At 63.6% G+C, this 22,276-nt stretch carries 24 protein-coding genes; 14 read left to right on the top strand and 10 right to left on the bottom strand.

The genetic code is table 11. The annotated features are described in order from the left end of the window. Positions 1–17: 17 nt before the first annotated feature. Both AABA34_RS12725 and AABA34_RS12720 read left to right on the top strand, forming a co-directional pair. Positions 18–515 (top strand): c-type cytochrome, encoded by a 498-nt coding sequence (locus tag AABA34_RS12725; RefSeq protein ID WP_338302924.1) that lies wholly within the window; start codon positions 18–20, stop codon positions 513–515. Positions 516–534: 19 nt separating this feature from the next. Continuing rightward, positions 535–1,206, top strand: coding sequence for a cytochrome b/b6 domain-containing protein (locus AABA34_RS12720; protein WP_338302923.1), 672 nt, complete (start codon positions 535–537; stop codon positions 1,204–1,206). Positions 1,207–1,210: 4 nt separating this feature from the next. Here AABA34_RS12720 and AABA34_RS12715 read toward each other — a convergent pair whose 3' ends face one another. Together AABA34_RS12715 and mgtE are read right to left on the bottom strand one after the other, a co-directional pair. Next, positions 1,211–1,600, bottom strand: a complete 390-nt coding sequence (locus AABA34_RS12715; protein ID WP_034954544.1) for a DUF1489 family protein — start codon at positions 1,598–1,600, stop codon at positions 1,211–1,213. A 59-nt stretch (positions 1,601–1,659) separates the two neighbouring features. Beyond that, a complete protein-coding gene (mgtE, locus tag AABA34_RS12710) occupies positions 1,660–3,108 on the bottom strand; it encodes a magnesium transporter (RefSeq protein ID WP_338302922.1) in 1,449 nt (482 codons plus the stop codon). A 99-nt stretch (positions 3,109–3,207) separates the two neighbouring features. Between mgtE and AABA34_RS12705 the strand changes: the two genes are divergently transcribed. Both AABA34_RS12705 and AABA34_RS12700 read left to right on the top strand, forming a co-directional pair. Further along, complete coding sequence (locus AABA34_RS12705; protein WP_338302921.1) at positions 3,208–3,669, top strand: peptidylprolyl isomerase; 462 nt, start codon at positions 3,208–3,210, stop codon at positions 3,667–3,669. A 31-nt stretch (positions 3,670–3,700) separates the two neighbouring features. Next, positions 3,701–4,627 (top strand): hypothetical protein, encoded by a 927-nt coding sequence (locus AABA34_RS12700; protein ID WP_338302920.1) that lies wholly within the window; start codon positions 3,701–3,703, stop codon positions 4,625–4,627. 21 nt (positions 4,628–4,648) lie between these two features. On the opposite strand, the gene AABA34_RS12695 is transcribed toward AABA34_RS12700, so the two are convergent. After that, entirely contained in the window at positions 4,649–5,149 is a 501-nt protein-coding gene (locus AABA34_RS12695; protein ID WP_338302919.1) for a hypothetical protein, read from the bottom strand. Between the two features lie 85 nt (positions 5,150–5,234). Here AABA34_RS12695 and miaB point away from each other — a divergent pair, with 85 nt between their 5' ends. Beyond that, complete coding sequence (miaB, locus tag AABA34_RS12690) at positions 5,235–6,587, top strand: tRNA (N6-isopentenyl adenosine(37)-C2)-methylthiotransferase MiaB (RefSeq protein WP_338302918.1); 1,353 nt, start codon at positions 5,235–5,237, stop codon at positions 6,585–6,587. On the opposite strand, the gene AABA34_RS12685 is transcribed toward miaB, so the two are convergent. After that, on the bottom strand, positions 6,576–7,157 hold the full coding sequence (locus tag AABA34_RS12685) for a hypothetical protein (protein WP_338302917.1): 582 nt from the start codon (positions 7,155–7,157) through the stop codon (positions 6,576–6,578). The genes miaB and AABA34_RS12685 overlap by 12 nt on opposite strands. Before the next feature lie 162 nt (positions 7,158–7,319). Here AABA34_RS12685 and AABA34_RS12680 point away from each other — a divergent pair, with 162 nt between their 5' ends. The 5 genes from AABA34_RS12680 to AABA34_RS12660 all read left to right on the top strand — a co-directional run bounded on the left by AABA34_RS12680 (position 7,320) and on the right by AABA34_RS12660 (position 11,208). Beyond that, complete coding sequence (locus tag AABA34_RS12680; RefSeq protein ID WP_034954536.1) at positions 7,320–8,351, top strand: PhoH family protein; 1,032 nt, start codon at positions 7,320–7,322, stop codon at positions 8,349–8,351. A 44-nt stretch (positions 8,352–8,395) separates the two neighbouring features. Then, positions 8,396–8,752 (top strand): hypothetical protein, encoded by a 357-nt coding sequence (locus AABA34_RS12675; protein WP_338302916.1) that lies wholly within the window; start codon positions 8,396–8,398, stop codon positions 8,750–8,752. Beyond that, positions 8,752–9,258, top strand: coding sequence for an rRNA maturation RNase YbeY (gene ybeY, locus AABA34_RS12670; protein WP_338302915.1), 507 nt, complete (start codon positions 8,752–8,754; stop codon positions 9,256–9,258). Before AABA34_RS12675 ends, ybeY begins: the two co-directional genes overlap by 1 nt. Before the next feature lie 12 nt (positions 9,259–9,270). Continuing rightward, positions 9,271–10,212 carry a hemolysin family protein gene (locus AABA34_RS12665; protein ID WP_338302914.1) on the top strand — a complete coding sequence of 314 codons (942 nt, stop codon included), beginning with the start codon at positions 9,271–9,273 and terminating at the stop codon, positions 10,210–10,212. A 111-nt stretch (positions 10,213–10,323) separates the two neighbouring features. Next, positions 10,324–11,208 (top strand): LysR substrate-binding domain-containing protein, encoded by an 885-nt coding sequence (locus tag AABA34_RS12660; protein ID WP_084155702.1) that lies wholly within the window; start codon positions 10,324–10,326, stop codon positions 11,206–11,208. A gap of 25 nt (positions 11,209–11,233) precedes the next feature. Here the strand turns inward: AABA34_RS12660 and AABA34_RS12655 are convergent, their stop codons facing one another. The 6 genes from AABA34_RS12655 to AABA34_RS12630 form a co-directional block, all read right to left on the bottom strand. After that, complete coding sequence (locus tag AABA34_RS12655; RefSeq protein WP_338302913.1) at positions 11,234–12,160, bottom strand: lysophospholipid acyltransferase family protein; 927 nt, start codon at positions 12,158–12,160, stop codon at positions 11,234–11,236. A 5-nt stretch (positions 12,161–12,165) separates the two neighbouring features. After that, positions 12,166–12,588 carry a Fur family transcriptional regulator gene (locus AABA34_RS12650; protein WP_034954528.1) on the bottom strand — a complete coding sequence of 141 codons (423 nt, stop codon included), beginning with the start codon at positions 12,586–12,588 and terminating at the stop codon, positions 12,166–12,168. Positions 12,589–12,727: 139 nt separating this feature from the next. Beyond that, positions 12,728–13,165 (bottom strand): MucR family transcriptional regulator, encoded by a 438-nt coding sequence (locus AABA34_RS12645; protein WP_034954527.1) that lies wholly within the window; start codon positions 13,163–13,165, stop codon positions 12,728–12,730. 138 nt (positions 13,166–13,303) lie between these two features. Beyond that, positions 13,304–13,783, bottom strand: coding sequence for a GNAT family N-acetyltransferase (locus AABA34_RS12640; RefSeq protein WP_338302912.1), 480 nt, complete (start codon positions 13,781–13,783; stop codon positions 13,304–13,306). After that, positions 13,780–14,412 carry a tRNA (adenosine(37)-N6)-threonylcarbamoyltransferase complex dimerization subunit type 1 TsaB gene (gene tsaB / locus AABA34_RS12635; protein ID WP_338302911.1) on the bottom strand — a complete coding sequence of 211 codons (633 nt, stop codon included), beginning with the start codon at positions 14,410–14,412 and terminating at the stop codon, positions 13,780–13,782. The genes AABA34_RS12640 and tsaB overlap by 4 nt, the downstream gene beginning before the upstream one ends. Before the next feature lie 66 nt (positions 14,413–14,478). Continuing rightward, positions 14,479–15,060, bottom strand: a complete 582-nt coding sequence (locus AABA34_RS12630; RefSeq protein ID WP_338304741.1) for a NifU family protein — start codon at positions 15,058–15,060, stop codon at positions 14,479–14,481. A 109-nt stretch (positions 15,061–15,169) separates the two neighbouring features. On the opposite strand from AABA34_RS12630, the gene AABA34_RS12625 reads away from it, so the two are divergent. The 4 genes from AABA34_RS12625 to egtB all read left to right on the top strand — a co-directional run bounded on the left by AABA34_RS12625 (position 15,170) and on the right by egtB (position 22,274). After that, positions 15,170–18,172, top strand: a complete 3,003-nt coding sequence (locus AABA34_RS12625; protein ID WP_338302910.1) for a M16 family metallopeptidase — start codon at positions 15,170–15,172, stop codon at positions 18,170–18,172. A gap of 130 nt (positions 18,173–18,302) precedes the next feature. Then, positions 18,303–19,682 (top strand): class II 3-deoxy-7-phosphoheptulonate synthase, encoded by a 1,380-nt coding sequence (locus tag AABA34_RS12620; RefSeq protein WP_338302909.1) that lies wholly within the window; start codon positions 18,303–18,305, stop codon positions 19,680–19,682. 83 nt (positions 19,683–19,765) lie between these two features. Further along, entirely contained in the window at positions 19,766–20,857 is a 1,092-nt protein-coding gene (locus AABA34_RS12615) for a sensor domain-containing diguanylate cyclase (RefSeq protein ID WP_338302908.1), read from the top strand. Positions 20,858–20,993: 136 nt separating this feature from the next. Continuing rightward, complete coding sequence (gene egtB / locus AABA34_RS12610; RefSeq protein ID WP_338302907.1) at positions 20,994–22,274, top strand: ergothioneine biosynthesis protein EgtB; 1,281 nt, start codon at positions 20,994–20,996, stop codon at positions 22,272–22,274. The last annotated feature ends 2 nt before the right edge of the window (positions 22,275–22,276 follow it).

The following is a 22,276-nucleotide window of genomic DNA, read 5'->3' as shown; positions in this document are numbered from 1 at the left end:
ATTCAGGAGCCGAACCGATGATCCGCACTGCCAACCTTCGACTGATCGCCATCGCCGCGCCCGCCATGCTGCTGGCCGCTTGCGGAGGCGAGGCCGCCGATGCTCCGACCGAAGCAGCCCCTGCGGGCGGGGTTCCGGCGGAGATCAAGGAACGCCACGACAATTTCGAAGCGATCAGCGACAGCTTCAAGGTGATCCGCACCCAGTTGGAAGGCGATGCAGACATGGCCGCGATCGAAGCGGCTGCGGTGGACATCAACGAGCGGGCACAGCGCATTTCCGGCCTGTTTCCCGAAGGCACCAGCGTCGAAGCCGGCTATGACACCGAAGCGCTGGCAACGATCTGGGAAAAGCCTGAGGAATTCGAAGCCGCGACGCAAAAGCTGATTGAGGAAAGCGCCAAGATGGTTGAGCTGGCCAAGGCAGGCGATGCCGCTGCGGTTGGCGAGCAGGTCAAGGCGCTGGGTGGTTCGTGCAAGAACTGCCACGACAGCTTCCGCCTCGACGACGATTGATCGGATCGGGGCCCGGCGCATGGCCACCAAGACCGAGCCGGTAGCGATCTGGGACTGGCCGGTGCGCGTCGTGCACTGGTCTTTCGTCCTGATCCTCCCCGCGATGTGGCTCACTGCCGAAAATTCGGCATGGGGCTGGCACATGCGGCTGGGCCATGTGCTCCTGGGCCTGGTCATCTTCCGCCTGCTTTGGGGATTTCTCGGCACCGACACCGCGCGTTTCGCCACATTCGTGAAAGGGCCGAAGCATCTGCTCGCCTATTTCAAGGGCGACCATGACCATCGGCGTGAAATCGGGCACAACCCGCTGGGCGCGCTGGCGGTGCTGGGCCTACTCACGCTGCCGCTGGTGCAGATCGGCTTGGGCCTGTTCGCAGGCGATCCCTATGACGGGGCGACCGGGCCGCTCAACAGCCTCGTCAGCGTCGGGACAGCCGATACGCTCACCGAAACGCACGAATGGTTCGTCTATGTCGTGTTCGCGATGATCGGCCTGCATATCGCGGCTGTTGCGATGTATGCGGGCGCGCTGATGCAGAACCTTGTCGGGGCAATGGTGACGGGCAGGGGCGAGAAGGCCGTGGGGACGAAAGGCAATTCCGCGCCCTCTACCGGCAAGTTTCTGATCGCGCTGGCAATTGCCGTCGCGCTGCCCTTGTGGATTTACGCTGGCGCGCCGCCGCTGACCTAGGCGCCTAGACCAGCCCCAGTTTCTCCAGCTTTGCCGCAAGTTTCCCCGGCAGCGCGTCGCCGATGTCTTCACCCTCTGCCAGGTCGCGCGGAGGCTCACCTTTCAGGTACCGCCAGCCCTGATGCGCGCGCTTGGGGCGGGGCTGCACCCGGATAAGCTCAGGCTCAAGCTCGATCCGCCAGCGGCCGGTGTCGGTCTGCGAAAACCCCTTGATCACCGAACGCGCGACGATGCTGTGCTGGTGGATCCAGTACAGCGACCCGCCGATGCACTGTTCCCATTTGGTCGGCCGGTACTTGGTCGTCAGAAACGGCGCGCGGCCGCCCGCGTACCAGCTTTCGATATCGGAATAGGACTGCGCGCCGAACGCGATCTTTGTGAGGTGGAGGGGCATGGGCACAATCTAGGGCGTCTGCGAAGCATTGCGAGCCGCAAATACCGGCAATCCCCGGCCTAAAGCGGCGCCAGCCCCGCAGCCACGGCGAGGCCTAGGAAGGCGAGGAAGCCCATCGAATCCGTGATCATCGTCACGAACACCGATGATGCGACCGCCGGGTCCTGTCCCACGCGCTCGAACGCGACGGGGACAAGTACACCCGCAAGCCCCGACACCGCGATGTTGACGACCATGGCGAGCGCGATCACCGCGCCCATCTGCCAGCCGAACAGCACCCCTGCGGCAATCCCGATCAGTACAGCGACAGTCACTCCGTTGAGCAGCGCGACGCGCAATTCGCGGCTGACGATGCGCCAGGTGTTTGCCCGCGTCAGCTGGTTGGTGGCAATTGCGCGCACCGCCACCGCCATCGTCTGAGTGCCGGCATTGCCGCCGATACTGGCGACAATCGGCATCAGCACGGCAAGCGCCACCAATTGTTCGATAGCCGCGCCAAAGAAAGCGATGATGGCCGATGCGACCACCGCAGTGCCGAGGTTCGCGATCAGCCAGCGCACGCGAGCGGTATAGGCTTCGCGGATCGGTTCGTTGATGTCGCCATCGCCCGCACCCGAAAGCAGCAGCGCGTCCTCGCCTGCCTCTTCGGAGATGATGTGGACGATATCATCCACCGTCATCTGGCCGACCAGCCGCCCGCTTTCGTCCACCACCGCGGCAGAGATCAGCGCGTATTTCTGGAACATCAGCGCGACTTCTTCCTGATCCATCGTCACCGGGATCAGCGTCTGGTCGCGTTTCATCACGTCGGTCAGCCGGACGTTGCGCGGGGTGGTGAGGATCCAGTTGAGCGCGCATGTGCCGACGGGGTGATGCGCAGCGTCGATCACGAAGACTTCGAAAAAGTCATGCTCCAGATCGCCATGTTCGCGCAGGTAATCGATCAGGTCGCCCACGGTCAGATGTTCGGGCACCGCCATCACGTGGCGGCTCATCAGACGGCCGGCGGTCTCCTCCGGATAGGCCAGCGCGCTTTCCACCGCGGCCTGCGTTTCCGGGTCGAGCTCGGCGATGATCGCTTTCTGGTCGTCTTCGTCGAGGTCTTCGAGCAGCTGGACCGCGTCGTCGGTTTCGAGCTGTTCGGCGATCGAGGCGACCGCCTCTGCCGGCAGCGCCTCCATCATCGCCTCGCGGACGTGATCGTTCAGTTCGGCGACCACTTCGACCGTCATCAGATCGGTGATCGCCGCAGCCAGCAGCGCGCGATCCTCGCGGTCGGTCAGTTCGATAAGGTCGGCGATGTCGGCGGGGTGGAGCGGTTCGACAAGGTCATAGACCGCGCCCTTGTCCCCGTCCTCCAGCGCATCGCGCACCGCCGCGATGTAACGCGGCTTAAGCCGGTTTTCCTCGTCGTGGCGCTCGTCATCGATCCGGTCGTCCGGGCGCACGTCATCCTCCGCCGTGTCGACGGGGAGGATCTTCTCTTCAAGTGCGGCAGGATCGACCATGGCTGCGAGGGTTTAGGTAAGCGAATATGAAAAGCAAGCGGGTGACACGGCGGCTCAAGCCATTATAGCGGCTTTCAAACCAAATCAGGAGAATACCCAATGGCAGACAAGCTCACTTTCACGCTCGACACCGGCGATGGCGAAGGCAAGGACGTTGTGATCGCCCTGCGTCCCGATCTTGCACCGGGCCATGTCGCGCGCATCACCGAGCTTGCGAGCGAAGGGTTTTACGACGGCGTGGTGTTCCACCGCGTGATTTCGGGCTTCATGGCGCAGGGCGGCGATCCGACCGGCACCGGCATGGGCGGCAGCGACAAGCCCGATCTGAAGGCCGAATTCAACGATGCACCGCATGTCGAAGGCACCTGCTCGATGGCGCGTGCCGCCAATCCCGACAGCGCCAATTCGCAGTTCTTCATATGCTTCGAAGACGCACGCTTCCTTGACGGTCAGTACACCGTGTGGGGCCAGGTCGAGAGCGGGATGGAACACGTCCACGCCCTGCCCAAGGGCGAACCGCCGCGTTCGCCGGGCAAGATCATCAAGGCCACTGTGGGCTGATAGCAGCCCAGCCTTGGGAGTTTTACGGGTGATGCCGCGCCGGGTCGCACTTGCGCTTTGCCTGCTGCTACTCGGCGGCTGCGTCACCTATCCCGATATTTCGCAATCGCGCTCGCCCTGCCGCAATCAGCCGGGCGGGTGGTGTGCCTTTGTGCGCGATGCGGCGGTGGAGGCGTGGCCTTATGCGGTTGCGGCGACCAATGCCTATACCGGCGATGATGACCTGTTCGTCGATGACGGGCCGCTGCTTGAACAACTGGAGCGCCTTCCGATTGCCGAGGAGGACTCGGACAAGGGGTTCGGCTACGAAATCTTCGCCCAATACGCGCCCGGCAGTGATGGCGATCCGGGGCGCAAGCCCGTGGCGCGGATCATGGCGTTTCGCGGCACCGATTTCGATGGGTTCACCGATATCTTCTACGGTACGCTGCGCAGCGACCAGATCGAGATCGCGCTGCGTTATTTCGACGCCGAGCGCGAACGCTGGGGCAGCGATCCGCAATGGGTCGTCACCGGCCATTCGCTGGGCGGGGCGCTGGCGACGGAGGTTTCGATCAAATACCCCGAAGTGCGCGCTTATATGTTCAACACATCGCCATTCTACGCGGGCGATGCGATGACCAATGACGTGCAGCGCACCGTCTTCAACGAAAGGGGCGAAGTGCTGCGCCGCTTTGCCCGTTTCGATGTCGATCCGGCGGCGGAGGTGTTCACGGTCAATTGCGGGCCGCAGAACAGTTCCTTCACCAAGCACAAGGTGCGCCCGCTGGCCGATTGCGTCACCTGGATCGCGGCCTATGGCAGCGACGATGCGTTAAGCGTGGTGCAGGCCAATTCCGTGCCCAAGCCGATGGTGGAATGCGGCCCCGCGGACAAGGTGCATCCGGGCCGCAGCATGCGCCAGCTTGAGCCTTGCGTGCATCAGGCGCGACGCGAGGAAGAACAGCAGCGCGATTGAACCCCGCGCGGTGATGGCTGACTATTCGTCCTCAGCTTTCGAAAGGGTGTAGCGGCCCGGTTCGCCCGGCCCCTCGGCACTGCGATACACTTCGGTCCGCACAAGGGTGCCATCGCCGCGCATGGCCCAGTCGAGCGTGAACGCATGGCTTTCCCCTTCGTCCAGCCCGGTGATGTCGCGAAAGGCAAAGGCGATCCGGCCTTCCTCACCCGGCATGGATTCCAGCCTCGGCTGGTTGCCTTGCGGGCAATAATGGGTGGCGATCACGTGGCCGCCATCAAGATGGTAGACCGTCATCGAATGCAGCCCGCTTGCGGTTTCCCAGCGTTCCACCACCGTCTTCCCGCGCGCGGTGATCTCGAACACGATTTGCAGCGCGTCCGTTTCGGCGACTTTCCAGCGACCTTCCCATGATGCGATTTCGGCAAACTGCTGTTCGGCGGATGGCGGAGCATCGTCATGGGCAAGAGCCGGCGATGCGGCGACGAAAAGGGCGAGGGCGGTAAGCGCGGGCTTGATCATGGCACCTTGATGCCACGCCCGCCGGAACAAGCAAGGGCTCACCGATTGAACCTGCGCGCCAAGGGCGCTAAGGCGCGCGGCAATCATGAAACCGCACACCACTTCCCCAAAGACCCCGCGCACCTACAGGGTCAAAAGCTTCGGCTGCCAGATGAACGTCTATGACGGCGAACGCATGGGCGAATTGCTGGCGGAAAAGGGCATTGTCCCTGCGCCCGAGGGTGAAGAGGCCGATCTGGTGGTGCTCAACACCTGCCACATCCGCGAAAAGGCGGCCGAGAAGGTGTATTCGGACATCGGGCGCTTGCGCCGCGAGGACGGCACCAGCCCGCTGATCGCGGTCGCGGGGTGCGTCGCTCAGGCCGAAGGCGAGGAAATCATGGCGCGCGCTCCGGCAGTGTCGATGGTGGTCGGCCCGCAGGCCTATCACCGCTTGCCCGAAATGCTCGACAAGGCGGTGAAGGGCGAACGTGCGACCGACACCGACATGCCCGCCATCGCCAAGTTCGATCAATTGCCCAAGCGCAAGCGGCGTTCGCCCACCGCGTTCCTGACGGTGCAGGAAGGGTGCGACAAGTTCTGCACCTATTGCGTCGTCCCCTATACGCGCGGCGCGGAAATATCGCGCCCCTACAGCGACTTGATCGACGAAGCGCAAAGGCTGATCGAAGCCGGCGCACGGGAGATCACGCTGCTGGGGCAGAACGTCAACGCGTGGTCGGGAGAGGATGACAAGGGCCGCAGCCTCGGCCTTGCTGGCCTGATCCGGGCGCTGGCGAAGCTCGATGGGCTCGAACGCATCCGTTACACCACCAGCCACCCCAACGACATGGAAGACGATCTGATCGCCGCCCATGGCGAAGTGGCGGAATTGATGCCTTACCTCCACCTGCCGGTGCAGTCGGGCAACAACCGGGTGCTCAAGGCGATGAACCGCGCGCACACGGCGGAAGGCTATCTGCGGCTGCTCGAACGGTTCCGCGAAGCGCGGCCCGATATCGCGCTGTCAGGCGACTTCATCGTCGGTTTTCCGGGTGAGACAGAGGCCGAATTCGAAGACACGCTGCGGCTGGTGGACGAAGTGCGCTATGCCGCCGCCTTCAGCTTCAAATACTCGCCCCGTCCCGGCACGCCTGCCGCAACGATGGACAATCAGATCGCCAAAGAGGTGATGGACGATCGCCTCCAGCGGCTTCAGGCCCGGCTCAACCGCGATCAGCTGGCCTTTAATCAGGCGAGCGTGGGCAAGACCTGCAAGGTTCTGGTCGAGCGCAAGGGCAAGTACGAAGGCCAGTGGCTCGGCAAATCGCCGTGGCTGCAATCGGTATGGTTCGATGCCCCGGCCGCGATCGGCGACATGATCGAAGCCGAACTGGTCGAAGCCGGTCCGAATTCGATCCGGGGTCTGGTCAAGGAACGCGTCGCCTCATTCGGTTGAGGCGGCTTCCGCCTCAAGCGGCAACAAATCCGGTTCTTCTGCGATCAATTCCGTCCCCAGCGTCTCCACTGTGATCGCCGGTTCGACCGTGGGATTGGAAGGATAGGCTTCGCCATCAAAGGCAAGCTGGGCAATTCCCCATTCGCCGCCACCCCCGCCGATGGTGACGGTGATGTCCTGCCATCCGTTAGTCGCAGTGTCGGCCACTCCGACGGGCGTGCGCGAGACGGAGATATTGGCGACTTCGCGCCACATCGGCCCGGCCTGCGTCAGCACCAGCGTGTTGCATCCGCCGCTGCCGCAGAAAAAGGGCGAGATCAGGTGGACGATCGCCTCGTTCGAGCCGTCACCATCCAGATCATAAAACGCCAGCGCATATTGGCCGGGCGCGGCATCGGGGTAATTCTGGAGCAGGAACCGGCGAACGTCCTCACCCGCTTGTGCCAGCGCCGCGTCTTCTTGCTCCGCCGCTGTCGGGGCGGGCGCTTCCTCGCTCTCGCTTGCGGTATTGCCCTGCGCGCACGCCGCAAGCGCAAGGCACCCCGCCAGCAGACCAGTCCTGAACATCATGACAATTCCACTCCCCAGCTTCCGATTCCTGTTGCCCCGTCGCATACCATATTCGTGACGCGTGCGTTACTTTCCACCGTCATGCGCGGGGGCGGTGCTTGCTTTGATCCGGGGGGAGCGTAACCTTCCGACTCGAACATCAGGCCAAGCGTAAAGGAACCTATGGGCCGACGACCGACCAGCGCCATCGATCCGGCTGTTCTGCCGGGTCCCATCCATGCAACCGAAAACGGACGGGCGAGGGCAGAGCTGTCGTTTGAGAACCAGTCCCTGCTGGGGCCGCTTTTCGGACAATTCGACGCCAATCTGGTGCAGGTGGAAAACCGGCTGGGGGTCTATATCCACGCGCGCGGCGACAAGGTGATGATCGAAGGGCCGGAGGACGCCGTGGCCCGTGCCCGCGAAACGCTCACCACTATGTATGACAGGCTGGCGCTGGGGCAGGATCTCGACGCGGGGGCGATCGAATCGCTGATCGTGATGTCGAACGAACCCACGCTCGAAGGGATCATCAGCGGCGAACGCGAAGAACCGCCGATCATGATCCGCACCCGGCGCAAGACGATCGTGCCGCGTTCGGCGACCCAGATCACCTATATGCGCAGCCTTGCGCGCGACGACATCATCTTCGCGCTTGGCCCGGCGGGGACGGGCAAGACCTATCTGGCGGTGGCGCAGGCCGTCAGCCAGCTGATGTCGGGCAGCGTGCAACGCCTGATCCTTTCGCGCCCGGCGGTGGAGGCGGGGGAGAAGCTCGGCTTCCTGCCCGGCGACATGAAGGACAAGGTCGATCCCTATCTGCGCCCGCTGTACGACGCGCTGTATGATTGCATGCCGCCCGAACAGGTGGAGCGACGCATCGCCAGTGGAGAGATCGAGATCGCGCCCATCGCCTTCATGCGCGGGCGCACGCTGGCGGACAGCTTCATCATCCTTGACGAAGCGCAGAACACCACGCGCGAACAGATGAAGATGTTCCTCACCCGCTTTGGCCAGAACAGCCGGATGGTGGTTTGTGGCGACCCGCGCCAGGTCGACATTCCCGGCGGCGACCGGATGAGCGGGCTCGCCGATGCGGTGGAAAAGCTCGAAGGGATCGAAGGCTTCGGCACGATCCGCTTCACCGCCGCCGATGTGGTGCGCCACCCGATCGTGGGCCGCATCGTCGAGGCTTATGAGGGGCCGGATGCCTGACAGTGGGATCGCTAAGAGCTGACAGCGGCACACGAGGCGCCGCAATGGTATGGTTCGCCATATACGCGGCACTGTTCGTCCTGCCGCTTGTAATCCTTCTCGTGGTGTTCCTCGATCACGACGATTGGTTCCTGCGCCTGTCGATCTTCTGGGCGCTTTCGGTCGCGCTGCTCGCATGGAGGGGTGCGCGCGGCGCGATCCATTGGACATGGCGCGCGCTGCTGGCTTTCGTGATGGCGGGAAGCTGGGCCTATTGCACGCTGCTGGTGCTTGCGGCGCCCGGCGATACGCAGATCTGTTATGACCGCGTCAGTCCCGCAAGTCGGACGAGTCTGGGTTACAACCTCGGTCCCGATCCCTTATGCGACGGCACGCCATTGCAGGAAGTGCAGACGGATTGATGGAACTCGAAACCGACATCGAAGACTGGCCCGAAGGTGGGTGGCCGGTAGGATGGGACGCGCTGGCCGAACGCGCGGCGGCGGCGGTTGGCGCAGTCGCACCCGAAATCGCCAATCCGCGCCTTTGCGTCAGCGTGCTCTTTACCTCGGACGCCGAAGTCCACACGCTCAACCGCGAATGGCGGCAGCGCGACAAGCCGACCAATGTGCTCTCCTTCCCCATGCTGGAGCGTGAGGAACTGCTCGATCTGGAACAGGACGGCCCTCCGGTAATGCTGGGCGATATCGCGCTGGCGCATGAAACCTGCGCACGTGAGGCGGCGGAGAAGGGCGTGTCGCTGGAACACCACGCCGCGCATCTGATCGTCCACGGTCTGCTGCACCTTGCGGGGCACGATCACGTCCATTCGGATGCCGAAGCGGAGGCGATGGAGGCGCTGGAAATCGCGGCTCTTGCAAAATTGGGCATACCGGACCCATATGGGGACCGTGACTTAAAGGAGTAATCACGCAGGGCCATGCCCGATTCTTCATCCCCCGCCGGAGACGCGGAGAGTAGCAGCGGGCTGTTGTCCAACATCGGCCACGCTTTCAGGAAAATCGTTCGCGTCGGAGACAGCGATCGTTCGCTGCGTGCGCAGCTCGAAGAGGCTATCGACGAGCACGAGGACGAAAACGACGACGGCGCCTCCGATGAAAACGGCAGCGCCAATGGCGATCTGTCGCCGGTTGAGCGGCAGATGCTGCGCAACCTCCTGCATTTCAGCGAACACGACGCCGATGATGTCGCCGTGCCGCGTGGAGAGATCGTCGCAGTCGAAGCCTCGATCAGCTGGACCGATCTGGTCGACAGCTTCAGCGAGAACGGCCATTCGCGCATGCCGGTCTATCGCGGGACGCTCGATAACGTCATCGGCATGATCCACATCAAGGACGTGTTCCCCTATCTCGCCCGCGGCAAAGCCCCGCCGCGCGACTGGACCGTGCTGATGCGTCAGCCGCTATACGTGCCGCAGACGCGGGGCGCGCTCGACGTGCTGGCTGACATGCGCAGCCGCCGGGTGCATCTGGCGATCGTGCTGGATGAGTTTTCCGGCACCGACGGGCTGATCACGATCGAGGATCTGGTCGAGGAAATCGTCGGCGAGATCGAGGATGAGCATGACGAAACGCCCGAGGCGCTGATCGTTTCTATTGGCGAAGGGATGTGGGATTGCGATGCCCGCGCCGAGCTGGACGATGTCGCCGAACTGGTCGATCCGCGCCTCGCCGAAGTGGCCGAAGCGGTCGATACGCTCGGCGGGCTCGCCTTCGTTCTGGCCGAGGCCGTTCCGCCCGTGGGCACGATGCTGGAACATCCCAGCGGCTGGCGGATTGAGGTAACGGCGGGTGACGAAACCCATGTGACGCGCCTGCGTCTGCACGCCCCCAGCATCGCCACAGAAGACGACGACGGGTAGGCGCGCCCTTGCAATAACCGCATGACCGGCGCGGCTTACGCAAAATTTCTTCGATTTTTTGCATCCAATTGGCTCGACGAGCGTATCTCCTTGTGATCTAGGAGCCTGCTCATGCCATCACGTCGTCTTCCTCCCCTGCGTGCCCTCGAAGCTTTCATGCGCACCGTCCGGCTGGGTTCTGCCCGCGCGGCGGCGGAGGAGATCGGCCTGAGCCCGTCGGCGCTTTCACGCCGGATCAGCAATCTCGAAGAATTCGTCGGGAAAAAGCTGTTCACCCGCGCGCGCCAGTCGATGCAACTGACCGACGAAGGGCAGGCGTTCTACGAGGCGGTGAACCCGCATCTGGAATCGCTGACCCGCGCTGTCGAAAGCCAGTCGGACAATATCTCGCTCCTGCGCCTCAGGCTCGGCGTGCTCCCGATGTTTGGCAGCCAGCGGCTGTTCCCGCGCCTTGGCGAATTGCGCAAGCGCCACCCGCTGCTGCATATCGACATCGACACAGCCCCGCATCTGGAAGACCGCGTGGGCGATACGCTGGATGCCGCGATCATCCTTTCGCGCGGACCGGCCTCGGGCCTCCATGCGGTGCGGCTCGATCACAATCTGGTCCACGCAATCTGTTCGCGGGACACTGCGATCGCGATCGGTGACCGGATCACGCCCGAAGGCCTCGCCAAGCAGACGTTCCTGATCCACAACGAACTGCCCGAAAGCTTTGTCGCGTGGAAAAAGGCCAACGATCTGGAGGAGATGGAGCCCGCCGCGATCGACCATTACGATTCCGGCCAGTTGATGCTCGAAGCGGCCGCACAGGGGCTGGGCATTGCGATCATGCATGATGATCACCTGCGGCGCGCAGCGGACAACCGGCTGACGAACCTGCCGGGGGCCGAAGTGCAAAGCCCGTACAGCTATTGGTTCGTGTGCAAGCCGAACGCGCTGGAATACCGCCCCGTGCGCCTGTTCCACGATTGGCTGGTGCGGGCAGGGCTTTAAGGGCAGGGTTTAGCTGCCCGGCGGATCAGGCTTCCGCGTCTTCGCTTGGCTGAGGTGTTTTCTGAGCGGAATAGCGCACCGGCGCGACATCATGCGCGAACGGGCGCAGCGGCTTTCCCAGCGCCTCGCACAGCGCCTCCTCTATCATGCGGCGCGCTTCGAGGCTGATCGCCTTGCGGCCGCGATGATCTTCGGGGCTGAAGGGTTCAAGGAAGGTGATACGCAATTCAAACGTGCCGCGCCGCGCCAACACCCGCTTGGCATTGTTGAGCCCGCCTTCTTCGCCGATCCACCCGATCCATTCGGCCACCGCGCCGTAATCGAGAAAGACCGGCTGCACCAGCACTCCGGGTGGGGGTGGCTCGAGGACGGAAAGCATGCTCGTCTTGAACGGCAGCAGCGACTGGCCATCGGTCGTGGTGCCTTCGGGGAAGACAGTGACCGCCCAATTGTCGGCCAGCGCCTCTTTCAACGCGTTGATCTGTTCGGCCACGCCCATGCGATTTTCGCGCTTCACGAAAACCGTCCGGTTCAGCGATGCGAGCCAGCCGACCAACGGCGCCTGAGCCAGTTCCGCCTTGGCCACGAATGCGGTGCCGCAAGCGCCTGCCATCGCAAGGATGTCCATCCACGAAATGTGATTGGCGATGTAGAACACGTCGCGCTTCAGATGGGTGCCTTCGACCTTGACCCGCGCGCCGCAAATGCGCGCCGAATAGCGCAGGAACAGCATGGGGAAGGGAGAGCCATAGAAAAAAAGGCGATAGGCATAATGCAGCGGCACACAGACGATCAACAGCGCCATCAGTGCCAGAGCGCGCATGGACAGCCGCAGCCATCCCGCTATCGAAATCGGAGTGTTTTCACCGCGTGCGGCGGCAACGCGCAATTCCCAAGCCTGATCGACGCTGGGCGCGTCGATCCCGGTGTTGACCCCTGGATCCTGGTTCATCGCTGTCAGTCTTCGCGTGACAGCCGGACGCCGTACAGCTCCATCCGGTGATCGACGAGGCGATAGCCCAGCTTTTCGGCGATCTGGCGTTGCAGCGCTTCGACTTCGGGATCGACGAATTCCACGACCTTGCCGGTTTCGACGTCGATCAGGTGATCGTGATGCGCTTCGGGCACAGGTTCATAGCGCGATCGGCCATCGCCGAAATCGTGCCGGTCGAGAATTCCGGCCTCTTCGAACAGGCGCACGGTGCGATAGACCGTGGCGATGGAAATCTTGGGGTCGACCTCCGATGCACGCGCATGCAGGAGTTCGACATCGGGGTGATCGTCGCTTTCGGACAGCACCTTGGCGATGACCCGCCGTTGTTCGGTGATGCGCAAGCCCTTTTCGGCGCACAATTGTTCGAGGTCGATCTTCTGGCTCACGCGAATGCTTCCTGATTGGGGTCGGCCAAAGCCGATGGATACATCTCGTCCTCCCCTTACCGAGGCGGGGCGAAATGCTCAAGTTCGGGTGGCCGTGCAGCCCCCAGCTGAAATTGCGGCCGGGGGCTACGAGGCGGGATTACTTCGCCTTGCGACGACCGCGACCGGTGCCCGGCTTGCGGCCAAGGCCGATCTTCTTGGCGAGATCGCGACGCTTTTCAGCGTAGTTCGGAGCCACCATCGGATAGTCGGCGGGAAGGTTCCAGCGTGCCCGATATTCCTCGGGGGTCATGTCGTAATTTGTGCGCAGGTAACGCTTGAGCATTTTCAGCTTCTTGCCGTCTTCGAGACAGACGATGTAGTCCGGCTTGACCGAAGCGCGGATCGAAACCGCCGGTTCCGGGCGCACTTCTTCGACGACGGTTTCTTCGCCAAGTCCGGCAAGCGCCTGATACACGTTGGTGATCAGTGCCGGAACGGCGTCAACATCGACATTGTTGTTGCTGACATGAGCGGCGACAATATCGCTCGTGAGGGTGATGAGGGTTTCCTTCATCTCCATCTGCAGGTCTTCCATGAGTTCCTCTTGTTCTTTCTATTCGGATTTTTCCGATATTTGGCGCATGGCCGACCTTTACAGATTTTGCAAGGATTTGAGTTGCCAAGTTTGGACTAAATCAGGAGAAATTTCGCCAGATGCGATTTTAGTCGTGAATTAGATTGAACAGCCAAAAGTAATGGCATCAACTCGGCCGCCATTGGTCAGCCTGTAATAGTTGGGGCGCAGGCCAATTGGTTCAAATCCGACCTTTTCATAGAGGTGGATCGCCGGATTGCCGCGCCGCATTTCCAGAAAGATTCGTGATACGCCGCGTGCCCGCGCCTGTGCGAACAGCCGGTCGATCAAGGCTTCGCCCAGGCCGCGCCGCCGAAATTCGGGAATGACGCCGATCAGCAGCAATTCCTCTTCGTCGGCGGCATGACGGGTGAGGACGAATCCGGCGACCTCTGCCGCATGGGGCAGGGCATCAGCGGCGATGGCCTGACCGTCGGAATCGATCACCAGCGCGTGGGTGCTGGGGAGGGCAAGCGCATCGCTGACCTGGCGGCGGTTCCACGCTTCGCCATAGGCCGGATCGAACGCGGCCTCCATCACCGCCATGATCCGGTCGATTTCGTGCGGGGTGGAGCTCATCCGCTGATCGCGCCTGCCTGCGCCTTTTGCGGCGTCGCGTCGGGCGCGCGGCCATAGATCGGGGAAAGATCGCCGGTCAGATGTGCAGTATCCAGCAGCATAGCCGCGCCCGCATCGGGCAGCAGCATCATTGCTTCATGCGCATCATCGAACAGGCCGGCCAGTTCCTGTGCGCGGTTGCCCGCGATCAATGCCTTGGCCCCTGCTGCGCGAGCCGCATCGGGGGTGAGCGAGCGCACAGGGTCCAGCGCGCCGCCGGTGTCGAAGCTTTGCACGAACCATTCGCCATGCCCGCCGTTCATGCACACTGTCACCGGTTTAGGGTCGCGCTGCATGGCCTGTGCCGCCACCAGCGCCAGCGTCGGATAACCGAGCACCAGCGCGCCCCAGGCAAAGCCCAGCGCGCGCGCTGCGGCGACCCCGATCCTGACTCCGGTGAAGCTGCCCGGTCCGAGCGAGGCAAGGATGCGATCCGCGCGGCCTTTTTCCGGCAGTGCAGCGATCATCGGGATCAGCGCCTCGGCATGGCCGCGCCCCAGCACGCGATTGTCATGCGCCAGCAGCTCGCCGTCCTCGAACAGGGCGACGGAGCAGGCTTCGCTGGCGGTTTCTATCGCGAGGGTGCGCATGGCAAAGCGCGATGCCCCAGCCGGGGGCGCTCTGCAAGGGGGACGTGAACCTGCGCGCGTGCCGGATCAGGCGGCGCGCACTTCCGTCACTTCGGGGACGTAATGCTTGAGCAGGTTTTCGATCCCCTGCTTCAGCGTCGCCGTGCTCGACGGACAGCCCGAACAGGCGCCTTGCAGCGTCAGGTAGACGACGCCTTCGCTGAAGCCGCGATAGGCGATGTCGCCGCCGTCACTGGCGACGGCCGGGCGCACGCGCGCTTCGAGCAGTTCCTTGATCGAGGCAATGGTTTCCGCGTCTTCCTCACGGTCTTCCACCACCAGATCCTCGGTTTCGGGAGGAACGGCGATGCCATTGCCGGTCGGCCCGGTAAACAGCGGCGCTTCGGAAATGAAATGATCGAGCAAAATCGTCACGACCTGCGGTTTCAGCGCGCTCCAGTCGGAACCCGGCGCAGCGGTGACGGTGACGAAATCGTAGCCGAAAAACACGTTCACCACTTCGCCCGTGTCGAAAATCGCCTGTGCGAGCGGGCTGGCCTCTGCCGCTTCCGGGGAAGCGAATTCGCGCGTGCCGACCGGCATGACGGCGCGGCCCGGGAGGAATTTGAGGCTGGACGGGTTGGGGGTGGTTTCGGTTTCGATGAACATGAGGTGCAAAGTAGTGCGCCCCGGCCCCCGCGACAAGACGCCGGATGTCTGGCGAATGTTTGCGGACATTCACTGGCCCTTCATGGGTTGGCTCCCTATAGAGGTTCCCATGAAGATCATTTCCCGTGCAGGCGCCGCGCTCTGCCTGATTGCCGCCCCGATTGCATTCGTCGTCCCCGTCCTTGCGCAGGACGCTCCGGCTGCTCCCGCCTCCGAGATTCCCGCCCCGCAGGCCTTGCAGGGCGAGGGCGAGACGCCGTGGCTGTACGAAGGCAGCAATGTTCCTGTCGATGAGGAATGGCTGTTCGGCAAGATGGACAACGGCCTGCGCTATGCGGTGCGCCGCAATGGCGTGCCGCCGCGCCAGATGTCGATCCGGGTGCGGATTGATGCCGGTTCGCTGCATGAAGAGGACAGCGAACAGGGTTTTGCCCACCTGCTCGAACACCTGCTGTTCCGCGAAAGCAAATATCTGGGGCAGGCAGAGGCGATTGCAGCTTGGCAGCGGCTGGGCGCGACATTCGGCAGCGATGCCAATGCCGAAACCAGCCCGACCCACACCGCCTACAAGCTCGATATTCCCGACATCAATCAGGCGAAGCTGGAAGAAAGCTTCAAGCTGTTGTCGGGCATGGTGCGCGATCCGGTGCTCAGCGACGAAAACGTCGCCGCCGAACGGCCCATTGTTCTGGCTGAAAAGCGTGAGCGGGGCGGGGCGGCGCAGCGGGTGAGCGACCTTACCCGGCGCACATTCTTTGCCGGACAAAGGCTGGCGACGCGCAATCCCATCGGCACCGAAGCCACGCTGGAAGCGGCGACCGGCCCTGCGGTGCAGGCGTTCTACGATCGCTGGTACCGCCCTGAAAACACCGTGATCGTGGTTGCCGGCGATGCCGATCCGATGATGCTGGCGGGCCTTGTCGAACAATGGTTCGGCGATTGGGAAGGCACCGGAGAGCCGGGCGTTGCGCCCGATTTCGGCGATCCCGTCGCCCCGGAAGGCGCGCCGATCGCATCGGGAACGGGCCTGCCGATCGGTGATCTCGGCGTCGGGGTAGAGCCCGATCTGCCGCGCAGCCTGACCTATGCGATCATGCGCCCCTGGCGGCAGGTGCAGGACACCATCGTCTATAATGAAGGGCTGCTGCTTGATGCGCTGTCGCAGGCGATCATCAACCGGCGGCTGGAAACGCGCGCGCGCGGCGGCGGCTCCTATCTCTACGCGCAGGTGCAGCAGGACGATATCTCGCGCTCGACCGATGCGACCTTCGTCACCGTCGCGCCGCTGTCTGACGACTGGGAGGCCGCGCTCGCCGATGTGCGCGGGGTGATCGCCGATGCCATCGCCAACCCGCCCACGCAGGAGGAAATCGACCGCGAGGCAGCCGAATTCGACGTGGCCTTCGCCAATTCACTGGAGCAGGCTCCGGTGCAGGCGGGCAAGGATCTGGCCGACAATCTCGTCAACGCGGTGGACATTCGCGAAACGGTGGCCGCGCCCGAAGTTGTGCTGAACGTGTTTCGCGGCATGAAGCATCGCCTCAACCCTGCCGAAGTCCACGCCCGCACCCGCGCCCTGTTCGAAGGGGACGTGCTGCGTTCGGTCTATGTCACGCCGACCATCGGCGAAGCGGACGAGGCAAAGCTGCAGTTCGCGCTCGCCAGCGAAGCGGTGGTCGACGATACCGCCCGGCTGGCCGCGCAGAGCATCTCGTTTGACGAACTGCCGCGCATCGGTGTCCCCGGCACGATCACGCAGGAAGGGCCGCTCGGCATTCTCGAAGTGGAGCAGATCAATTTCGCCAACGGCGTGCGTGCGCTGGTGTGGGCCAATGATGCCGAACCGGGCCGCGTCACCGTGCGGGTGCGATTTGGCGCGGGCTACCGCGCGTTCGACGAAGACTCCGCCGTTTACGCCCCTATTGGCGAGATGGCGCTGGTGGGTTCGGGTCTGGCCGATCTCGGCCAGAACGAGATTGACCGGCTCGCCACCGGGCGCAAGCTGGGCTTTGATTTCGGGATCGACGATGCGGTGTTCACCTTCACCGCGCAGACCCGGTCCAGCGATGTGGCAGACCAGCTCTATCTGTTCGCGGCGAAGCTCGGCATGCCGCGCTGGGACGCCGATCCGGTGATCCGCGCCAAGGCGGCGGCGGAGCTGGCCTACAACACCTATTCCACCAGCCCCGGAGCGGTGCTGAACCGCGATCTCGATTACCTTTCGACCGATCGCGACCCGCGCTTCGCCACACCGACGCCGGAAATGCTTGAGCAAGTGACGCCGCAGGGTTTCCGCGAAGTGTGGGAGCCGCTGCTTAAGCAGGGCCCGGTCGAGGTGCTGGTTTTCGGTGAATTCGATCGCGACGCTATTGTCGAAAAGCTGCGCGAAACCTTTGGCGCGCTGCCGGAACGCACGCCGATTTCGCCTGAAGTCGCCGCGCGCGTGCCGTCTTTCCCTGCGCCCTCCGACACGCCGACGGTGCTGACCCATCGCGGCGACGCCAATCAGGCGGCGGCGGTGATCGCATGGCCCAGTGGCGGCGGGATGGCGAGCATCCGCGAATCGCGCCAGCTCGAAATCCTCACCCAAATCTTCAACAACCGCGTGCTGGAGGCACTGCGCGAACAGGCCGGGGCGAGCTATTCGCCGCAGGTGTTCTCCAACTGGCCCGCCGACATCAACGGTGGCGGACGGATCGTCGCGCTGGCGCAGCTGACCCCGGATTTCGTGCCGGTGTTCTTCGCCGAAGCGGAGCGGATTTCGCGCGATCTCGCCACCAATCCGCCGACCGCCGACGAAATCAACCGCGTCACCGAACCCCTGAGCCAGCGCATCCGCCGCGCTTCAACCGGGAACCAGTTCTGGCTCTACAACCTCGAAGGGTCGAGCTTCGATCCCCAGCGCGTCAACCTGCTGCGATCGCTGCTGGCGGATTATTCGCAGACCAATCCGCAGATCATGCAGTTCCTCGCGGATCGGTATTTCGCGCAGCGCCAGCCGCTCAAGCTGGCGATCATTCCCGAAGGGCAGGAACTGGCTGAAGCCCCTGCAACGCCTGTGGTACAACGCCCCGCCGCCGTGCGTCCGGCCCCGCAAGTGATCGGACGCTGACGGCGGGCCAAGACTGTTGCCGGCTGGCGCGGCGCGCGAAATAAAGTTGTCGCAATGCCCGCTGTGGCTTTACAAATAGAACCAGCGTGCCTACCCGCCCGCCCGCAAGTTGTGAAAGAAGAGACGTAAAGTGGCCCAGAACTGGAACCCAGCAAGCTGGAAAGAACGCGAAGCCCGGCATCTGCCGCAGTATGATGACGCCGCCGAACTGGCCGCAGCCGAAGCGACGCTGGCGGCCTATCCGCCGCTGGTGTTCGCGGGCGAGGCACGCGCGCTCAAGCACGATCTGGCCGATGTCGCCAATGGCCACGCGTTTCTGTTGCAGGGCGGGGACTGCGCCGAAAGCTTTGCCGAATTCCACCCCAACAACATCCGCGACACCTTCCGCGTGCTGCTGCAGATGGCGGTCGTCATGACCTTCGCCAGCAAGCGTCCGGTGGTAAAGGTCGGCCGGATGGCGGGGCAGTTTGCCAAGCCGCGTTCATCGCCCACCGAAACGATCGGCGATGTTACCCTGCCGAGCTACCTTGGCGACAACATCAACGGCATCGAATTCGACGCCGCGGCGCGACGCAACGATCCGCAGCGCATGGTGCGCGCCTATTCGCAGGCCGCCGCGACGCTCAACCTGCTGCGCGCCTTTGCCGGGGGCGGCTATGCCAATCTCCGGCAGGTCCACCAGTGGACGCTCGATTTCATGGGCCGCACGCCCTGGACCGAGAAGTTCAGCGAAATGGCCGACCGCATCGGCGAGGCACTGGACTTCATGGAAGCCTGCGGGGTCGATCCCGGCACCGTGCCGCAATTGCAAGGCACCAGCTTCTACACCAGTCACGAAGCTCTGCTGCTGCCCTACGAACAGGCAATGACCCGGCAGGATTCGCTCACCGGCGATTGGTATGCGACTTCGGCGCATATGCTGTGGATCGGGGATCGCACCCGCTTCCCCGGCAGCGCGCATATCGAATTCGCGCGCGGCATCGGCAATCCGCTGGGCATGAAATGCGGCCCCTCGCTTGAACCGGACGCGCTGCTGGCGCTGCTCGACGAGCTGAACCCCTCGCGCGAGGCGGGGCGGATCACGCTGATCAGCCGGTTCGGCCATGACAAGGTCGAGGAAGGCCTGCCCAAGCTGGTGCGCGCGGTGAAGCGCGAAGGGCATCCGGTGGTGTGGAGCTGCGACCCGATGCACGGCAACGTCATCAAATCGGACAGCGGCTTCAAGACGCGGCCCTTCGATCGCATCCTCAGGGAAGTGAAGGGCTTTTTCGCGGTCCACCGCGCAGAAGGCACGCATCCGGGCGGCATTCATATCGAGATGACCGGACAGGACGTGACCGAATGCGTGGGCGGTGCGGTGGCCATCACCGATGATGCGCTGGGCGATCGTTACCACACCCATTGCGATCCGCGCCTCAATGCGGAGCAATCGCTGGAACTCGCATTCCTGCTGGCGGAAATGCTCAACAGCGAGATGGGCGAACAGCAACGGCCCGCCGATGCGGCTTGAACCCGGCGCCTGACTGGTAGGTAGTCAAACGGGGGAGCGCGTCCTGCGCTCGCTCAGGAATTGATGGTTAAGCAGGGGCAACCATGGCGTCCCCTGTCGATCTTTCCGTGCCGCAGCCCGACCCGGCTTCGATCCTGCCACTGGGCAGCGATCCCCTGTTGCTGGCTTGCGGGGCAATGGCACTGGTCGCGCTCGCCGCCATCTCGCGTGTGGTTTCCTCGCGCAGGGAAACACGCGAGGTTGCCCGTACCGCGCGCCAGCACGGCGATGCCATGCGCGACTTCCTGCAAACGCTGCGCATGGCCGAAAGGCTCGCCGGGATCGGTATCTGGCAATATGATCCGCAAACCGGCGAGCAGCATTGGTCGGACGGGATGAAGCGCCTGTTCGGTATCGACGAGGACGAGCAATTCGTCGCCGGAGACGCCGAAACGCTGTTGTTCGCGCATGACATCGATCTGGTGGGCGAGGTTGAGCGCAATCGTCACCAGACCGAACCGTTCGAGTTCGAATTCGAGTTGAACACGCCCGATATCCCCCTGCGCGGGCTGCGCGTGCAGGCGTGCAACCTGATCGGCGCCAATGGTGAAGTGCGGAGCATTGTCGGCGTGGTGCGGGAAAGGGGCGAAAGCGAAACTGCGCGGAAGCCCGCGCACAGCGATATTGTCTCCGGCCTCGATGCCCCGATCACCGCGCTGTGCGATCCCTTGACCGGCATTGCCACTCGCAGGCTGGTGATGGCCGAATTGGGCCGTCGCCTTGTCGATGCGCGGATTACCGAAATGCCTCTGGTACTGGTGATGTTCGATGTCGATCATTTCCAGCGCATCAATGCAGATCGCGGCGCGGCGGCGGCTGATACCGTGCTGCGCCGGGTGGCCGCGATTGCCGGAGCGCAGGCCCGCGAGAGCGATCTGCTGGGCCGGGTCGGTGACAGCGAATTTGCCTGGATAGTGCCCGGAGCTTCCGATCGCATGGCGCGCATCATGACCGAACGCCTGCGTCAAGCTATTGCTGCCACGGACGCAAAGGACGGGACACCCGCAGTGACAATCAGCGTCGGCTATTCCGCGATGAAGCCCGACGACACAGCGCTTTCGCTGTTCGCGCGCGTGGATGGCGCCTTGTGGGAGGCCCGCGCATCCGGCTGCAACCGGGTGCGGATGGCGGCCTGATCGTCAAAGTTGTCAGGTCGGCCTGACGGTTTGATGTGCCAAGGTGACGCAACCAAATTCCTGTTTGGCCTTTCATTTGATCTGCGCATCCGGCATGGCGTCCGCGCAACTCCGCAGATAATCGGGAGCGGAAACAATGCCGGAAACAAACCTCCAACGCGAACAGGCAGAGCCCGCGGATGAGCCGCTGAGCGCGCAGTTCACCCGCACCCGCGCGCTGATGGAGGCACTGGTCGAGCCTCTTTCTGACGCGGATGCGACGATCCAGTCGATGGAGGACGCGAGCCCGGCCAAATGGCACCTCGCGCACACCACATGGTTTTGGGAGACGTTCCTGCTGCGCGATCACGCGCCCGGTTACACGATCCCCAACGAAGGCTGGGCGTTCCTGTTCAATTCCTATTACGAAGCCGAAGGCGCGCGGATTGGACGATTTTCGCGCGGGATGCTGTCGCGCCCGACGCTGGAAGAAGTGATCGAATGGCGCGCACAGGTCGATGCCGCGATGGCGCCATTGCTGGACGATCCGGTGCACGCGCCGCTGGTCGCGCTGGGTATCGCGCATGAGCAGCAGCACATCGAATTGCTGCTGACCGACATCAAGCACGCGCTGTTCCGCAACCCGCTCGGCCCGGCGATGTGGGACGCGGACCAGTCGCAGCGCGGACCCAGTGAAGAGCTTGGCTGGCATTCGCATCCCGGCGGGATTGCTCTGGTCGGCCATGATCCGGGCAAGGCCAGTTCTGCCTTTGCCTTCGATAACGAAGGGCCCGCGCACCGCGTCCTGCTGGAGCCGTTTGCGCTCGCAGACCGGCTGGTGACCAATCGTGAATGGGGGGAATTCATCGCCGATGGCGGATATCGCGATGCCTCGCTGTGGCTGTCCGACGGGCTCGCCTGGGTGCGCGAAAACGCGATCCACGCGCCGCTTTACTGGCGATCCGACGAACAGTTCACCCACGCGGGCTGGCAGAAGCGTGATCCCGATGCGCCGGTGACGCATATCTCCTATTACGAAGCCGATGCCTTTGCGACATGGGCGGGCGGACGCTTGCCGACCGAATTCGAATGGGAAGCGATCGCGCGCGGGCAGGACGGCGAAGGCACCCCGGCGGCGCATGATCCCGCCGGCGGAAACCAGCTTGACCGGGCAGGGCCGGTGCAACCCAATGGGGAGAGCGGGCTGTTCGGCGATTGCTGGCAATTCACCCGCTCTGCCTATCTGCCCTATCCCCGGTTCAAACCGGCGCGCGGCGCGGTGGGCGAATACAACGGCAAATTCATGAGTGGACAGTTCGTGCTGAAAGGCGCCAGCTGCGCCACAGTGCGCGGCCATTCGCGCGCGTCGTACCGCAATTTCTTCTACCCGCATCAACGCTGGCAATTCACCGGCCTGCGGCTTGCCAAGGACATCTGACA

The sequence above is a fragment of the Erythrobacter sp. Dej080120_24 genome (assembly GCF_036322605.1).
GTDB classification, from domain to species: Bacteria; Pseudomonadota; Alphaproteobacteria; order Sphingomonadales; family Sphingomonadaceae; genus Erythrobacter; species Erythrobacter aurantius.
This window is presented reverse-complemented; position numbering and strand designations above follow the sequence as displayed.

Excerpts from the sequence above, each read along its gene's own strand:
- AABA34_RS12725 (WP_338302924.1), top strand. The coding sequence starts at position 18 with ATGATCCGCACTGCCAACCTTCGACTGATCGCCATCGCCGCGCCCGCC.
- AABA34_RS12720 (WP_338302923.1), top strand. The coding sequence starts at position 535 with ATGGCCACCAAGACCGAGCCGGTAGCGATCTGGGACTGGCCGGTGCGC.
- AABA34_RS12715 (WP_034954544.1), bottom strand. The coding sequence starts at position 1,600 with ATGCCCCTCCACCTCACAAAGATCGCGTTCGGCGCGCAGTCCTATTCC.
- mgtE (WP_338302922.1), bottom strand. The coding sequence starts at position 3,108 with ATGGTCGATCCTGCCGCACTTGAAGAGAAGATCCTCCCCGTCGACACG.
- AABA34_RS12705 (WP_338302921.1), top strand. The coding sequence starts at position 3,208 with ATGGCAGACAAGCTCACTTTCACGCTCGACACCGGCGATGGCGAAGGC.
- AABA34_RS12700 (WP_338302920.1), top strand. The coding sequence starts at position 3,701 with ATGCCGCGCCGGGTCGCACTTGCGCTTTGCCTGCTGCTACTCGGCGGC.
- AABA34_RS12695 (WP_338302919.1), bottom strand. The coding sequence starts at position 5,149 with ATGATCAAGCCCGCGCTTACCGCCCTCGCCCTTTTCGTCGCCGCATCG.
- miaB (WP_338302918.1), top strand. The coding sequence starts at position 5,235 with ATGAAACCGCACACCACTTCCCCAAAGACCCCGCGCACCTACAGGGTC.
- AABA34_RS12685 (WP_338302917.1), bottom strand. The coding sequence starts at position 7,157 with ATGATGTTCAGGACTGGTCTGCTGGCGGGGTGCCTTGCGCTTGCGGCG.
- AABA34_RS12680 (WP_034954536.1), top strand. The coding sequence starts at position 7,320 with ATGGGCCGACGACCGACCAGCGCCATCGATCCGGCTGTTCTGCCGGGT.
- AABA34_RS12675 (WP_338302916.1), top strand. The coding sequence starts at position 8,396 with ATGGTATGGTTCGCCATATACGCGGCACTGTTCGTCCTGCCGCTTGTA.
- ybeY (WP_338302915.1), top strand. The coding sequence starts at position 8,752 with ATGGAACTCGAAACCGACATCGAAGACTGGCCCGAAGGTGGGTGGCCG.
- AABA34_RS12665 (WP_338302914.1), top strand. The coding sequence starts at position 9,271 with ATGCCCGATTCTTCATCCCCCGCCGGAGACGCGGAGAGTAGCAGCGGG.
- AABA34_RS12660 (WP_084155702.1), top strand. The coding sequence starts at position 10,324 with ATGCCATCACGTCGTCTTCCTCCCCTGCGTGCCCTCGAAGCTTTCATG.
- AABA34_RS12655 (WP_338302913.1), bottom strand. The coding sequence starts at position 12,160 with ATGAACCAGGATCCAGGGGTCAACACCGGGATCGACGCGCCCAGCGTC.
- AABA34_RS12645 (WP_034954527.1), bottom strand. The coding sequence starts at position 13,165 with ATGGAAGACCTGCAGATGGAGATGAAGGAAACCCTCATCACCCTCACG.
- AABA34_RS12640 (WP_338302912.1), bottom strand. The coding sequence starts at position 13,783 with ATGAGCTCCACCCCGCACGAAATCGACCGGATCATGGCGGTGATGGAG.
- tsaB (WP_338302911.1), bottom strand. The coding sequence starts at position 14,412 with ATGCGCACCCTCGCGATAGAAACCGCCAGCGAAGCCTGCTCCGTCGCC.
- AABA34_RS12630 (WP_338304741.1), bottom strand. The coding sequence starts at position 15,060 with ATGTTCATCGAAACCGAAACCACCCCCAACCCGTCCAGCCTCAAATTC.
- AABA34_RS12625 (WP_338302910.1), top strand. The coding sequence starts at position 15,170 with ATGAAGATCATTTCCCGTGCAGGCGCCGCGCTCTGCCTGATTGCCGCC.
- AABA34_RS12615 (WP_338302908.1), top strand. The coding sequence starts at position 19,766 with ATGGCGTCCCCTGTCGATCTTTCCGTGCCGCAGCCCGACCCGGCTTCG.
- egtB (WP_338302907.1), top strand. The coding sequence starts at position 20,994 with ATGCCGGAAACAAACCTCCAACGCGAACAGGCAGAGCCCGCGGATGAG.